Consider the following 14,093-nt stretch of genomic DNA (forward strand, 5'->3'; position numbering starts at 1 on the left):
GACCTGGTCATCGTCCGGGTCAACTCGGCGCTCGGATTGCGCCCGATCCCGGCCGGGCAGGCCCGCGACGTGGTCGGCAAGCACGCGCTGATGGCCCTGGTCCCCGGGACGCTGCTCACCCTGGACCAGCTCACCGACGACGCGATCCCCGGACCGGGCAAGCAGCTGGTCGGGTTGCTGCTCAAGGAGGACCGGATGCCGGCGACCCGCGTACGCATCGGCGCGTCGGCCGTGCTCGTCGTGATCCCCGACAAGACGGCGCTGTCGGCGCAGAACACTCCCGAACTGGTGCCGCCGCGGACCATCGCCGCCCGGGTGACCGACGTCAAACCCGGCCACACCGAAGGGGAGACGCTGGTCAACGTCGAGGTCGCCACCGCGGACGCGCCGACCGTCGCGGCCATGGCCGCCGACGACCGGATCGCGCTCGCCTTGACCGGGGCCTAGGGGGTTCCGATGAGCTTCCTCGCGATCGTGTCGGCCAAGGGCTCGCCGGGGGTGTCCACCTTCGCCCTCGCCGCCACGCTGTCCGTGCCCTCGGTCGCGGCCGCGACTGGCGGCGCGAACGCGGAGGGGCCGCGTGGTCCGGTGCTGCTGGCCGAATGCGACCCCGCTGGTGGTTCGCTCCTCGCCGGCTACCTCAGCCGCTACGACCTGCCGACCGACCGGGGCGTCCTGCCGCTCGCGAGCGCGGCGCTGCGCGGGTCGGCCGTTCAGGAACTGCCCGGCCTGCTCATCGATCTCGACAACCACAAAGGCGAACGACTCGCACTGCCCGGCCTGACCGACCCCGCCCAGGGCGCCTCGCTCGCCCCCGCGTGGGCCGCGGTCGGCGAGTTCCTCGCCGCGCTCAGCCGGGCCGGGTGGACGGTCATCGCCGACTGCGGCCGATTGGCCAGCGGCTTCCCGCCGTGGCCGTTGCTGCGGCAGGCCGACGCCGTTCTGCTGGGGGTCCGGCCGACGTCGCTCGCGACGATCTCCCCGGCGGTGCCCGCGCTCGCGCAGCTGCGCCGGGAACTGCCCGTGGCCGACGGCACCTTGGCCCTCCTGCCCATCGGCGGCGGCATCTCGGCGCGGGAACTCAGCCGGCATCTCATGGCCCCGGTCGCGGCCGAGGTCGCCTGGGACACCCGGACCGCGGCGGCGCTCGGCGGCAAAGGCCGTGGTCGCCGCCGGGGCGCGCTGATGCGTACGGCGGCTCGCGCGGTCCAGGCCACGCAGGCGCTGATCGTCTCCGACCGCGCCGCGCGCCTCCAGCTCCCGGCCCTCCCGAGCGGGGTGATCGCATGACTCAGCCCGCGCGGCTGAACGGGCACGCGACTTCCGCGGTGGTGCCGGTGTCGGCCGCGCCGTTCGCCGCGAAGCCGGTCGAGCTCGACTACACGGTGGTACGCCAACTGCATAGCCGGGTCACCGACAAGTTGAGTCAGCTGCTGACCGATTCCGCCAATGTGACCGCGGCGTACCGGCGGGAGACGGCCGAGCGCCTGGGCCGGGAGGTGATCCGGGACTACGCCGCCGGGATGGCGCACGCCGGCCGCCCGGTGAGCCCGCAGGAGGAGCGGGCGCTGCTGGAGGCGCTGGTCGCCGGGATGTTCGGGGCCGGTCGGCTGCAACGGCTGCTGGACGACCCGACCATCACCAACGTGCACATCCTGGGCTGCGACCAGGTCCTGCTGCACCACGCGGACGGTACGCGCAGCCGTGGCGAACCGGTCGCGGACACCGACGACGAGCTGATCAGCATGCTGCAGGTGCTGGCGATGCGGGTCGCGGCGACCGAGCGGCAGCTCTCGGAGTCCAATCCGGAGCTGGACATGCAGCTGCCGGACGGCTCCCGGATGACGGTGCTCTACAAGGTCTCGCCCCGGCCGATCGTCTACATCCGCAAGCACAGCCTCTTCGACGCCTCGCTGGAGCAGCTCCGGGACCACTGGGGCATGATCGACCTGCTGCTCTACCGGTTCCTGACCAAGGCGCTGGAGTCCGGGGCGAACATCATGATCGCCGGGCTGGCCGGGTCGGGGAAGACGACGCTGCTGCGGGCGCTGGCCCGCACGATCCCGGCCGGCGAGCCGTACATCACCCTGGAGGAGTCGCGCGAGCTGGGCCTGCATGAGCCGACCGGGTCCAACTGGGTGATCAGCCTGGAGGCGTTGCAGGGCCACGGGGAGTACGACACCGGCGGCCGTCGCCGCGGCGAGAAGAACCTGCACGACATGATGCCGATCACCCAGCGGCTCGGCGTACGCCGGGTGATCGTCGGGGAGACCCGAGGCCGGGAGATCGTCCCGATGCTGCGGGCGATGACGGTCAGCCGGGGCGCGATGTGCACCATCCACGCCCGGCAGGCCCGTGAGGTGATGGACTCGATCGTCCAGCTCGCCTGCTCCTACGGCACCGACATCGGAGCCGAGCAGGCGCTGCGGATGGCGGCGCAGGGCATCGACCTGATCGTCTACACCGCCGTGGTCGACGAGCGGGCGATCGGCGGGGCCGAGCACCGGTTCGTCTCCCATGTCGTCGAGGTCGGCGGCATGCGCGACGGTCAGGTGGTCACCACGACCGTCTTCGGGCCCGGCCAGGACGGCCGGGCGGTGCCCCGGCATCTGCCCGAACGCATCCGCGAGGACCTGCTGGACGTCGGGTACGACCTGCGGGAGCTGACGGCGTACATCGAGGCCGGGCCGCACAACCGGGGCGCGTGGTCGCGTGAGCTGCACACTCGGCGGGTACGCCGATGATCGAGCTGCTGGCGATCTTCGCCCTCCTCCTGCTCGGCGGCGGTATGGCGCTGGCCGTGACCTTCGGCGTGGGGACGCGGAAGCCGGCCGGGCCGCCGTCGCCGACGGCGTTGTGGCTACGCCGGATGGTCACCGGCGACCGGATCGACGACCCGGCCCACGCCCGGCTCCGGGCCGCGCTCGTGCTCGGCGGGGTCGGGGCCGGTGCCGCGACCTGGTTCCTCACCGGCTGGCCGGTCGGTGCGGCGATCGCGCTGCTCGCCGTGCCGGGGCTGCCCTGGTTGCTTTCGGCGGCCGGTGCGGAGAAACGGGCGATCGCCCGCCTCGGCGCGCTGGAGGCGTGGACCCGCCGGGTCGGCGACTACGTCCACAACGGACTCGGCTTGCAGGCCGCGATCGTGGCGTCCGCACGCACGACGACGGTGCCGCTCATCGGACCCGAGGTACGCAATCTCGCCGTACGCCTGCAGGCCGGGGTCGATCCGGTGGCGGCGTTGCGGGCGTTCGCCGACGAACTCGACGACTACAGCTGCGACGAAGTGGTGGCCCCGCTGATCCTGCAGCTCGCCGACGCCGGTGACGGCCTGCACAACGCGCTGGTCGACATCGCGCACGCGATCCAGGAGGAGATCACCACACGCTCCACAGTCGACAGCGAACGGGCGCGGGCCCGGTTCACCGTCAAGTTCCTCACCGTCGCGACCGGGATCGTGGCGCTGTTCGGCGCGTTCAACGCGGGCGCGGCGCTGGCGTACGGGACGGTCTTCGGTCAGCTTCTGCTGGCGGTGCTCGCCGGAATCTACATCGCGCTCATGCTCTGGATCCGGTCGCTGTCGTTGCCCGAGCGCCGTCCCCGGCTGCTGAGCGGGCCGCCGATCGAGGGAGGTGCGGCGTGATCGTCGATCTCTGGGTGGTTGCCGCCGCGCTCGCCGGCGGGCTCGTCGGCTTCGGGGTCTTCCTGGCGCTCACCGCGTGGCGTACGCCGGAACCGGCGCTCGGCCCGGCGCTGCGGCGGCTGCATACGCCGGCCGCACCCGGCTTGCCGGGCCTCGCCGCGCCGTCGCACGCCCCGGCCGACCGGGAGTGGTGGAGCTGGGTCGACCTGCCCAAGCAGGATCTGGAGATCCTCAACCGGACGCCGCAGGCGCACGCGACCACCGTCGTGTCGGTGGGCTTCGCCGCCATGCTGCTGCCCGGCCTGATCGCGGTCGGCGCGGTGATCCTGCGAGCGCCGTTCTCGCCCGCGGTTCCACTGCTCATCTCGCTGGCGCTGGCCGCCGGGGCGGGCTGGCTCGCGCATCGGTCGATGCGGGCCGCGGCGGCGTCGGCGCGGTCGGAATTCGTCCGGGCCCTGTGCACCTACGTCACGCTGGCCGCGCACCAGGTCCGGGCGGGCCACGGCGCGGTCGAGGCGATGGAACGGGCGGCCAAGATCTGCCAGGGCTGGCCGTACGCCCGGCTCCGGTCGGCGCTGCTCACCGCGCAACTCCAGATGACACCGCCCTGGGACGAGCTGCGGGCGCTGGCCCTGGCCATCGGGGTGGACGAGCTCTCGGCGTACGCCGACATCATGCGCAGCGCCGGATCGGACGGCGCGCAGGTCTATCGCACCTTGCGGGCTCAGGCCGAGTCGTTGCGCGACCAGGCCCGCGTACGCGCCCTGGAGGAGGCGAAGAAGCGGTCCTCCAAATTGGACATCCCGGCCACGATGCTGGTCATGGTCCTGCTGGCGTTGGCCCTGTTCCCCATCATGGCCAACCTGTTCGCCACCACCTGAGGCACGGAGAGGAAAAGCGATGCGATACAAGCTGTACGCCCGCCTCGGCGAGCTGATGCATCCGGCGAAGCGGGACCGGGGCGAAGGACCCGTCCCCTACGTCATCCTGGTGGCCCTGATCGGCGCGGTCGCGGTCCTCGTCTACTGGGGTGTTCGCGGGATCGCGCAGGGCTGGCTCGACAAGGTCCCGACGACGCCGTGATCGGCAGCCGGTTCTGGCGCCGTCCACTCCGCGGGGAGGGGCCGGTGGAGTTCGCCATCCTCACCGGTCCCATCCTCACCCTGACCTTCATGATCGTGCAGGCCTCGCTCGTCTGGTACGCCCACTCGGTCGCGCTCGGAGCGGCGACCCAGGGCGCCAACGCGACCCGGCTCTACGGCGCGAGTCCGGCGACCGGGGACGCCGAGGCTCAGCGGTTCCTCGACCAGATCGGGCCGGCCCTGACCGATACGACCGTGACCACCCGGATCACCGGCGACCGCGTCGAAGTCGTCGTCACCGGGGAGGCGCAATCGGTGCTGCCGTGGATGACCTTCCACGTACGCCAGTCGGCGTCCGGCCCCATCGAGCGGTGGATCCCATGATCCGCCAAGCGCTCGCCCGCGCTGCCCGCGCGATGGGTGCCGCCTGTGCTGCCCGCGCTGCCCGCGCTGCCCGCGCTGCCCGCGCTGCCCGCGCGATGGGCGCTGGATCACGGATCTCGGTCGAATCTTGGCCCAAGATTCGACCCGGATCCCTGATCCAGCGTGAAACGCGAGCGGGCGGAACGCGAGCGGGCGCAACGCGAGCGGGCGGCGCGCGAGCGGGCGAAAGGCGAGCGGGCGAAGCACGGCGAGCGCGCGGGGATCGGGCGGCGGGGGCGATCGCGGTAGAGCTGGCGATCCTCACCCCGGCAGTGCTCGCCTTCTTCGCCAGCGCGCTCATCGCCGGCCGGTACGCCATCGCGAAGCAGGCCGCGGACGCGGCGGCCTTCGACGCGGCCCGGACGGCCAGCCTGGCCCGCAACGCCCACGACGCGACCGTCCGGGCGCAGGCCGCCGCGCGGGATTCGTTCGACGCACAGGGCATCACCTGCCGTACGCCGGTCGCCGTGGACGTTGACGTGAGCGGGTTCGGCGTACCGGTGGGGCAGCCCGCTTCCGTGCGGGTGACGGTCACCTGCGACGCCGAGCTCCGGGACGTCGCGATTCTGGACCTGCCCGGGGTGATCCGGCTCAGCTCGAGTTTCGTGAGCCCCCTCGACACCTACCGGACCAGAGCTCTCGGGTTCGGGATCACTGACGACATTTCCGCGTCGAACTCGAGCGGTGGTGAGGCGTGATGAGCGTTGCGCCAGGCTCGGGTTCACGAACCCGTGGTGATCATCGACCAGTCTGGTGGGTAGGTGACCTTGGACAGCGCCGTGACGGCTGCGGGCGGGAAGTCGGGCCAGGTTCGCAGGACCTCGTGGCGGCGGTTGAGCCTGCGGTCGAGGAAGCGTTGCGTGCGGATGAGTCCGTCGGCGGCCTCCGCTGGGGTCATCGCGCCCTGCTCAGCGGCTGTGGCGTACTCGTCGAGGTCGAGAACCCGGTAGGGGTGGTCGGGAGGCCCGATGATGACATCGATCCACTGGTCTTCGACGGTCACCTCGTCTCCCGTGTCAATCACCCTGACGAGGTCGCAATACCACCAGCCCTGTTGCTCGGCGGGGAAGATGACCGGCTGGTTGATCTGGAATCCGTCGTCGAGCAGGATGTAGCTGCGCTGCTCATAGTGCGTCCCGTGCAGGTCAAAGCCCCAGTCGTAGACGATTGCGTCTCCCAGCCGGCGCCCGGCTGCCCGAATCCTGTGGTCGCGGATCACGGTAACGGGAATCAGTTCTCTGGTCTCGCCGTCTGTCACGCCGGACGCCCTTCGGTGGATCGGATGCCGTCCGCATCGAGATTCTGCTCAGGTTCAGGAGCAGGTGCTGCGGGCTGGACTGGGGCTTGGTGGTGGTCCAGGACCGGTGACGAGCCGGGATCTGGTCACGACGACTTCCCACGCCGTGACTCCACCCTCGATCGTCATCGTGATGCAGTAGGGCTCACCGGTGCCGTCGTCGAACTGCCGGCTGCCGGCGTCGGTGCTGATGCCGAACAGGTCGACCAGGGCGCGCATGTCGCCGCCGGTGGCTTGGGTCTCGCTGAGGATACGGTCCTCACGGATCTGCGTTCCGGTGAGCCCTGGCCCGATGGCGAGCTTGACCCAGCGGTGGCCGACGGCGTCCTCGGGCTGGCAAGTCCACACCAGACGGCGAAACCAGGGGATGAACTCGAACAGCACCACCGCTTGGCCCATGGCTTCTCCACTTCACGAATCCTGACGAAAGCGTGCAATAGCCGACGGGTTGCCGGAAATTCCCCGTTTGTGTCGGACTCTTTCGGACGACAGGAGAACCGGTCGTGACCTGGTCATTAAGAGCGCGAAGCCGAGGAAGCCTGGATGGAACTCGCGACACTTCTGACCCGCGCATGAACCGGAGTCGGGGCAGCGTCTCGGTGTTCTTCTCGATCATGGCACTGGGCTGGGTCACCATCCTCCTGCTCATCGTCGTCGGCGGCGGGCGGGTGCGGGCGTACCAGCGGGCGGACAACATCGCCGCCGAGGCCGCCCGCGCCGCCGGGCAGGCCATCGAACTGCCGCCCGCCGTCGAGGGCGACGAGAAACGGATCGATCCGGCCCGGGCGCGGCTCGTCGCGGAGGCGTACCTGCGGGACGCGGGCGCGTCCGGAACCGTGATCGTCGCCGCTGACGGGCAGAGCGTCGAGGTCACCGCGACCGTCGGCTACGACAATCCGTCCGGCTTCCCCTTCCTGGGCGGCCGGACCTGGTACGCGACCGGGGCGGCGACCGCCGTTCTGCTGGTCGGCTGAGTCTTCGGAGGAGAGGAGGAGCCATGCGCCGGCTGATCACCGCCGTCGCCGCCCTGCTGGGGCTGCTGGCCTTGGTAGTGGGGGCACCGCTGCTGCTTCTCCGGGTCGGGTCGCTGCCTGATCGCGTACCCTCCTGGGCGGAGATCGGGAGCGCGTTGGCCGCGCCGGACGACGGCTCGCTGGTTCCGCGGATCTTGACGATCGTGGGCTGGCTGGCCTGGGCGAGCTTCGCCGCGGGCGTGCTGCTGGAGATCCCGGCGCGGCTACGGGGCCGGGCGATCCGCGTGCGTGGCCTGCGGATGCAGCAACGCGTCGCGGCCGCGCTGGTAGGCGCGATCCTGGCGGTCTTCACCGGGGGAGCACTGGCCTCGGCCGCGCCCGTCGCGCCACCGGCGGTCGTGCTGACGCTGCCGCAAGCCCCCGCGCAGCCGATCGCGACCGTCGCCCAGCCGGCAGTGCAGCAGACGGTGGCGCAGCAGGCGGCAGTGCAGCAGGCGGCAGTGCAGCGGACGGTGGTGCAGCAGCAGGCGGTCGTCATCCAACGGCCGGTCTACACCGTCAAGCGCGGCGACTACCTGGGCAAGATCGCGCAGCGGTTCACCGGCGACTTCGACCGCTACCACCAGATCGCGGCGCTGAACCCCAAGCTCGTCCGCAACCCGAACCTGATCCGTCCAGGGTGGAAGCTCACGCTCCCGGTCGACGCGCACGACCGTGGGCCCATGCGGCACGCGACCGGCCACCTGGTCCAGCCCGCGCCGCCGAAACCACCGGCCGCCACGCCCCCGCCGACCTCGGTCTCCGCGGCGGAGTCACCGGCCGTCACCCCGGCTCCCAGCACACCAAGTGGTACGCAGAAAGCCCGAGCCGAGGACGGCGGAGTGAGTCCGCTGCTGGCTGTGCTGGCCGGGCTCGCCGCAGCCGGTGTTCTGGCCGGACACGCGGTGCTGTGGCGACGCCGGCTCGTGCGCATCCACCGCTATCAGGTCAGCAAGCACCGCGTACGCACGCGCGTGGAACCGGTCGGCGTCGAGTGGCCGGTCGAGTCGGCGGCGGTGACGATCCCGGCGCAGGCGCCCCCGATCGTGACACAGACTGATCGCACTCCTGGCGGCTCGGCCGAGAGCCTCCCCGGCTTGATCTACGAGCCGAAGCTGCGCCGACCGGCGGCGACGGCCGACCGGCTGGACGCCAGCCTCCGGCGGCTCGCCTTCGGGCTGCGATCGCGCCCGGCCTGGGCCATGCCTGACATCTTCGCCGCCTGGCAGTACGCCGGTGAGCTGGGCGTGGTGCTCGCCGCACCGTGCGGCGACCCGCCCGAGCCGTACGCCGCCCGTTCGGCCGACACCTGGGCGCTCCCGAGCGGCGCCGAGTTGGAGGCGCCCGACGACGCCCCGGCGCCCCTGCCCGGACTGCTGACCCTGGGCACCTGGCCCGAAGGCGGGGAGCTGCTGGTCGACAGCGAGCGTACGGGGTTGCTGACCTTGGTCGGCGATCCCGAGAACTGCGACGACCTGCTGCGCCACCTCGCGGCCGAGGCCGCGACGGCGGCCTGGGCGGACACCGCCGCCGTGCTCGTCACCGGATTCAACAGCGGCGACACCCGGTCGCTCGGCGCGCTCAACGAATCCCGGGTGCGGTCGATCCCGTCGGTCGAGGACGCGCTGTCCCGGGTAGCCCGGCGAGCCGTCGTCAACCGGTCGGTACTGCGCGAGAGCGGCATCGCCGACACGATGTCGGCCCGGATCAACAGCACCAGCGGTTCACTGTGGACGACCCACATCCTGTTCGTCGCCGACCCCTGGGGTCAGCACACCACCGCGATCGAGGAACTGGACGCGCAACTGGCCGAGTACGGCCGGGTCGGCGTATCGGTCGTGGCGACCCATCCGACCACCACCCGCTGGTCGGTGAAGGTCGACGCGGGCGGTGCGCTCGACATGCCGTGGCTGGCGTTCACCGACACGACGGCGTGCCGGCTGTCCGGGGCTCAGCTCGGGGCGCTCGCCTCGAACACCGGCAATCCCGAGTACGCCGGGATGCCGATCGCGGGCGCTCGGCACCGCTCCCGCTCCTGACCTGCTCACCTTTCGGCTTCGTCGGGCGCTGGATCAGGGTTCCGTGTCGAATCATGGACCAAGATTCGACCGGGAACCCTGATCCAGCGCGCGGGGCACACGGGTCAGCGGGGCGTACGCGCGACGGCGAACACCGACTGCCCGAAGGGCGGCCGTACGTGCTGTTCGGCAGCCTTCGTCAGGGGCAGCACGAACTTGTCGTAGAAGCTGACCAGCGGGCCTTCCTTGGGTGCCATCCGGAGCAGGCTGGTGGTGACGTAGTAGCCGATCAGGCCGAGCGCGTTGGCGTACTGGAGTCGCTCGACGTGCAGCCCGGCCTCGGTCATCGCGGCGGCCATGGTGGCCTTGGTGTAGCGGCGGACGTGCCCGGTGGCGATGTCGACCGGGCTCATCGCGAACTCGAACGCCGGGACGATGATGATCACCGCGCCGCCCGGCCGCACCAGCCGGCCCATCGTCCGGAGCGCGCCGACGTGATCCTCGATGTGCTCCAGCACGTTGTACGAGACGGCGGCCGAGTGTTCGGCGTACGCGTCGGCCGAGGGCAGGAACATCTCGACGACGTCGACGGTGGATTCACCGCCGAACCGCTCCTTGAGCGCGATCAGGCGCTCGTGGCTGGCTTCGGCGGCGGTGAATCGGGGAACGTGCGCGGCCCAGGCTTCGGCGTAGTCGCCGAGTCCACTGCCGATCTCGATCGGGTCCTCGCCGAGGTAGGGCAGGGCCAGCTCGACGAACCACTGGCGGTGGTTCACCGCGGTGGCCAGCCCTTCGAGGACTTCCGTCTGCGTCGCGTGGTCGCCTTCCAGGACTGCGGTCATTCGTACCCCCCGATGTAGACCGTTCCGTCCGGCGTATTCTGACATATCGGACTAGTGCAATTCCGCGACACAATACGGCTAAAACGGGAATTCGGGGGAAGCATGGTAATCACGGCCACGGCTCATGCCGATCCCCAGGTCGAAGCGCCGTCGCCGCCACGTCGCCGGCTTTGGTCCGCGCCTGTCGACCTGGTCGCGACAGCGCTGTTCGTCGCGGTCGGCAGCTGGCTCACCGCTGGGCTCTGGCGCGATCCCGCCGCTGCCACGGTGACGGTCAATCGGGACGACCAGGCGTTCTTCGAATGGGTGCTCGCGCACGCCGCGCACGCCCTGACGCACGGCCAGAGCGTGTTCTTCGCGAGTGAGATGAACACGCCGGCCGGGGTCAACCTGATGGCGAACACGTCGATCCTCGGCCTCGCGGTGCCCCTCGCGCCGGTCACCCTCCTCGGCGGACCCGGGCTCACGTTCACCCTGATCCTGACGCTCGCGCTGATCACCACCCCGATCGCCTGGTACTTCGTGCTCTCCCGGCACGTGGTCGCCAACCGCTGGGCCGCGCTGGCCGCCGCGGCCTTCTGCGGCTACGCGCCGGGCCTGGCGGCCCAGGCCCAAGGCCACCCCAATCTCGTCGCCCAGGCCCTCGTCCCGGTGATCTTCTGGTGCGTCGTGCGCCTTCATCTCCAGCCGGTACGCCGTGGGCTGATCCTGGGTCTGCTGGTGGCCTACCAGTTCTTCGTCAACGAAGAGGTGCTCTTCCTGCTGGCGCAGGCGGTGGCGATCACGGTGCTGGTGACGCTGGCCGGGACGCCGCGCCGGATCTTCCAGCCCGGCCGGCGGTACCTCGCCGGGTTCGCCGTCGCCGGGGCGGTCGCCTTCGCGCTGCTCGCGTACCCGATGTATGTGCAGTTCGCCGGGCCGCAGAGTTATCGCGGCGTACCGCCGATCGTCGGCCGAACGTTCGGCCTCGACGTGCTCTCCTACGTGTCGTTCCCGCCGGTGACGGCGTACGGGGAGAACCCGGAGGTGGCGAAGCTGGCGATCAACCCCGTCGAGGCCAACTCGTTCTTCGGCTGGCCGCTGCTGATCGTGCTCGGTCTGCTCGCCCTGTGGCAGGTACGCACCCTGGCCATACGCGTCGCGGCGGCGATCGCGGTGTGGTTCGCCGTGCTGTCCTTCGGCGCGTACCCGAAGCTGGACGGTCACCGGATCGGCCCGCCGGGGCCGTGGCACGAACTGATCAAGCTGCCGTTGTTCGACTCGGTCGTGCCGGCTCGGATGGGACTGGCGGTGATCCCGGCGTTGGGCGTGATCATCGCGGTGAGCTTGGATCGGCTGCTCCGCCGGGGTGGCCGCCGACGGTGGTGGCCGGTCCGCGCGGCCGCTGCCGCGGCCGTGCTCTTCTCGCTGGTCCCGCTGGCCCCCCGGCCCGTCGCGGTCAGCCCGGCGACGCCGATGCCACGATTCCTCGCCGACGGAACCTGGCGGGCGTACGCACCACCGGGAACAAGTCTCATGTACGCCGACGCGACCTCCCGCGGCGACGTCGTCGCGATGCGCTGGGCGGCCATGGCCGGACTGGACTTCACGCTGGCCCGGGGGTATTTCCTCGGCCCCGACCCACGTTCGGCCGACCGGGAGGCGATCTTCAGTACGCCGCACACCACGACGTCGATCCGCATCATGTCGGCGGCCAAGACCGGCCGAGTGCCCCGAATCCACTCGCTCGACGTGTCGGGGGCGGCGAACGACCTCGACTTCTGGAAGGTCGGGGCGATCTTCCTGCCCGACGGCACACCCAACGCGGCGGCGCTCGCGGCGACGATTCAGCGCCTGGTCGGGCGCCCGGGTGAACGGGCCGGCGACGTCCTCGTCTGGCGGATCGCGTCATGAGGTCGCGGCCGGCGAACCGGTGGGCCGTCCTGGCGGTCCTGTGCGCCAGCCTGCTCCTGGTCGCGATGGACGCCACCATCCTCAACGTCGCGCTGCCCTCCTTGATCGACGATCTCGACCCTGACGCGTACGAGCAGCTCTGGATCATCGACATCTATGGACTCGTGCTCGGCGGCCTGCTCATCACGGCGGGCGCGGCGGGCGACCGCTGGGGCCGCAAGACGTTCTTCCTGATCGGCTTCGTCCTGTTCGGCGTGGCCTCGATCGTCTCCGCCACCGCCGACAGCCCCGGTCGGCTGATCGCGGGGCGCGTCCTGCTGGCCGTCGGCGGCGCGATGGTCATGCCGTCCACGCTGTCGCTCATCCGGAACGTCTTCACCGATCCCCGCGAACGCGGTACCGCGATCGGGATCTGGGCCTCGGTCGCCGGGGTGGGCGCGGCGATCGGCCCGGTCCTCGGTGGCCTCCTCGTCGAGCATTACGGCTGGTCGGCCGCCTTCTGGGTGAACGTCCCCATCGTCGTCGTCACCGTCGTCGCGGGGACTCTGCTGCTGCCGGAGTCCCGGTCGCCGGGGCGTACGCGGCTGGACTGGTTCGGGGCGGCCCAGTCGGTGTTCGGCATGATCAGCCTCGTCTGGGGGATCAAGCACTTGGCCGCCGACGGGCTGGCCTCGTCGGCCCCGGTCGCGTTGCTGGTCGGCCTCGGCCTGCTCGCCTGGTTCGCCCGGCGGCAGCTGAAGCAGACCGATCCGCTGCTCGACGTGCGACTGTTCGCCAATCGCCCGTTCCTCGCCGGGGCCATCGCGACGCTCATGGCGATGATGGCCGTCGGAGCGGCGTACTTCCTGCTCTCCTTGTGGCTCCAGTACGTGCACGGGTACAGCCCGGTCGAGGCGGGCGTACGCATGCTGCCGGGGGCGATCGCCACCCTCGTCGGTGCGCTCAGCGCGCCCTGGCTCGTCCGCCGCGTCGGCGTACACGCCATGCTCGGGCTCGGGCTCGGCGCGCTCGTCCTGGCGTTCGTCGCGCTCGCGGTCCTGCCGCTGACCTACGCGGTGGCGGCGGTGGCGCTGGTCGCTTTCGGACTGGGCGACGGGCTCGCGATCACCACGACGACGGCCGTCATGATCTCGGCCGCGCCCCCGGAACGGGCGGGCAGCGCCGCGGCCGTCGAGGAGACCTGCTACGAGCTGGGAATGGGCTTCGGCGTCGCCCTGCTCGGCACGGTCGCCACCGTCGTGTACGCCGCCGGCGTGCACGAACTGCCGTTGAGTGAGCCCGGCCGGACGGCGGTCGCGGAGTCCATCGGCGGCGCCGTGCACGTCGCCCGTACGCAGGGCGCCCAGGTCAGCGCGTACATCCTCGAGGTCGCGCAGTCGGCGTACCTGCACGCCGTGGCGGTGACCAGCGCGATCTCGGCGGCGCTGATCGCGATCGCGACCGTCGCGGCGCTCGCGTTGATCCCGCGCGGCTTCCGCGCGGACGCGGAACACTGAGGTTTGAGCGTCCACTATTTGCGGTATCAACCGGAGCAACCGACGCCCGGGAGCCCGATATGAGCATCGAAGCGACTCGAGCAGCGATTGAGACTGAGAGCGAACTGACCCGGTTCGCCGCCGAACAGGTGGAGCAGGGCCGCGACCTGTGGCTGACCCACCAGATGCAGATCGGTGGGGGCATCTGCACGGCCTGCGGTCATGTGTACCCGTGCGACGACGCCGAGCACGCGGCGTGGCTGGTCCTCTACTGGAGCCGCCACCTCCCCTAACCCCACCCCAAACTTGCCCACCCGCCCCACCCCACCCCACCCACCACCCCGCCCCCACCACCCCGTTGATCATGGAGTTAACCGTGGTCTCGACGGTGTGTCGGCACTGGAAACTCC

The 14,093-nt window shown here is 71.1% G+C and carries 16 protein-coding genes; 13 read left to right on the top strand and 3 right to left on the bottom strand.

Features of this window, described 5'->3' with window-relative positions; all coding sequences use genetic code 11:
* The 8 genes from AB0M47_RS38135 to AB0M47_RS38170 form a co-directional block, all read left to right on the top strand.
* The coding region (locus tag AB0M47_RS38135; protein WP_363422888.1) for a flagellar biosynthesis protein FlgA at positions 1 to 447 on the top strand (447 nt) is incomplete at its 5' end.
* A gap of 9 nt (positions 448 to 456) precedes the next feature.
* The gene (locus tag AB0M47_RS38140; RefSeq protein WP_363422890.1) at positions 457 to 1,290 is read left to right on the top strand and encodes a ParA family protein; all 834 of its coding nucleotides are present in this window, start codon (positions 457 to 459) and stop codon (positions 1,288 to 1,290) included.
* The gene (locus AB0M47_RS38145) at positions 1,287 to 2,744 is read left to right on the top strand and encodes an ATPase, T2SS/T4P/T4SS family (RefSeq protein WP_363422892.1); all 1,458 of its coding nucleotides are present in this window, start codon (positions 1,287 to 1,289) and stop codon (positions 2,742 to 2,744) included. Before AB0M47_RS38140 ends, AB0M47_RS38145 begins: the two co-directional genes overlap by 4 nt.
* Entirely contained in the window at positions 2,741 to 3,640 is a 900-nt protein-coding gene (locus tag AB0M47_RS38150) for a type II secretion system F family protein (RefSeq protein ID WP_363422894.1), read from the top strand. Before AB0M47_RS38145 ends, AB0M47_RS38150 begins: the two co-directional genes overlap by 4 nt.
* Entirely contained in the window at positions 3,637 to 4,521 is an 885-nt protein-coding gene (locus tag AB0M47_RS38155) for a type II secretion system F family protein (protein WP_363422896.1), read from the top strand. The genes AB0M47_RS38150 and AB0M47_RS38155 overlap by 4 nt, the downstream gene beginning before the upstream one ends.
* 19 nt (positions 4,522 to 4,540) lie before the next feature.
* Positions 4,541 to 4,723 carry a hypothetical protein gene (locus AB0M47_RS38160; protein ID WP_253757792.1) on the top strand — a complete coding sequence of 61 codons (183 nt, stop codon included), beginning with the start codon at positions 4,541 to 4,543 and terminating at the stop codon, positions 4,721 to 4,723.
* A 44-nt stretch (positions 4,724 to 4,767) separates the two neighbouring features.
* The gene (locus AB0M47_RS38165; protein ID WP_363422898.1) at positions 4,768 to 5,106 is read left to right on the top strand and encodes a TadE family protein; all 339 of its coding nucleotides are present in this window, start codon (positions 4,768 to 4,770) and stop codon (positions 5,104 to 5,106) included.
* Between the two features lie 95 nt (positions 5,107 to 5,201).
* On the top strand, positions 5,202 to 5,843 hold the full coding sequence (locus tag AB0M47_RS38170; RefSeq protein ID WP_363422916.1) for a TadE/TadG family type IV pilus assembly protein: 642 nt from the start codon (positions 5,202 to 5,204) through the stop codon (positions 5,841 to 5,843).
* A 23-nt stretch (positions 5,844 to 5,866) separates the two neighbouring features.
* On the opposite strand, the gene AB0M47_RS38175 is transcribed toward AB0M47_RS38170, so the two are convergent.
* A complete protein-coding gene (locus AB0M47_RS38175) occupies positions 5,867 to 6,403 on the bottom strand; it encodes a DUF402 domain-containing protein (protein ID WP_363422900.1) in 537 nt (178 codons plus the stop codon).
* A gap of 54 nt (positions 6,404 to 6,457) precedes the next feature.
* On the bottom strand, positions 6,458 to 6,841 hold the full coding sequence (locus AB0M47_RS38180; protein WP_363422902.1) for a hypothetical protein: 384 nt from the start codon (positions 6,839 to 6,841) through the stop codon (positions 6,458 to 6,460).
* A gap of 173 nt (positions 6,842 to 7,014) precedes the next feature.
* Here AB0M47_RS38180 and AB0M47_RS38185 point away from each other — a divergent pair, with 173 nt between their 5' ends.
* Complete coding sequence (locus AB0M47_RS38185) at positions 7,015 to 7,416, top strand: hypothetical protein (protein WP_363422904.1); 402 nt, start codon at positions 7,015 to 7,017, stop codon at positions 7,414 to 7,416.
* A gap of 23 nt (positions 7,417 to 7,439) precedes the next feature.
* A complete protein-coding gene (locus tag AB0M47_RS38190) occupies positions 7,440 to 9,494 on the top strand; it encodes a LysM domain-containing protein (protein WP_363422906.1) in 2,055 nt (684 codons plus the stop codon).
* 104 nt (positions 9,495 to 9,598) lie between these two features.
* Here the strand turns inward: AB0M47_RS38190 and AB0M47_RS38195 are convergent, their stop codons facing one another.
* Complete coding sequence (locus AB0M47_RS38195) at positions 9,599 to 10,315, bottom strand: class I SAM-dependent methyltransferase (protein WP_363422908.1); 717 nt, start codon at positions 10,313 to 10,315, stop codon at positions 9,599 to 9,601.
* Positions 10,316 to 10,417: 102 nt separating this feature from the next.
* On the opposite strand from AB0M47_RS38195, the gene AB0M47_RS38200 reads away from it, so the two are divergent.
* The 3 genes from AB0M47_RS38200 to AB0M47_RS38210 are packed head-to-tail and all read left to right on the top strand — an operon-like array spanning position 10,418 to position 13,976.
* Positions 10,418 to 12,208, top strand: a complete 1,791-nt coding sequence (locus tag AB0M47_RS38200) for a hypothetical protein (RefSeq protein WP_363422910.1) — start codon at positions 10,418 to 10,420, stop codon at positions 12,206 to 12,208.
* Positions 12,205 to 13,704, top strand: a complete 1,500-nt coding sequence (locus AB0M47_RS38205) for an MFS transporter (RefSeq protein ID WP_363422912.1) — start codon at positions 12,205 to 12,207, stop codon at positions 13,702 to 13,704. The genes AB0M47_RS38200 and AB0M47_RS38205 overlap by 4 nt, the downstream gene beginning before the upstream one ends.
* 59 nt (positions 13,705 to 13,763) lie before the next feature.
* Positions 13,764 to 13,976, top strand: a complete 213-nt coding sequence (locus AB0M47_RS38210; protein ID WP_363422914.1) for a hypothetical protein — start codon at positions 13,764 to 13,766, stop codon at positions 13,974 to 13,976.
* Positions 13,977 to 14,093: the final 117 nt, after the last annotated feature.

The sequence above is a fragment of the Hamadaea sp. NPDC051192 genome (assembly GCF_040682475.1).
GTDB lineage: Bacteria > Actinomycetota > Actinomycetes > Mycobacteriales > Micromonosporaceae > Hamadaea > Hamadaea flava.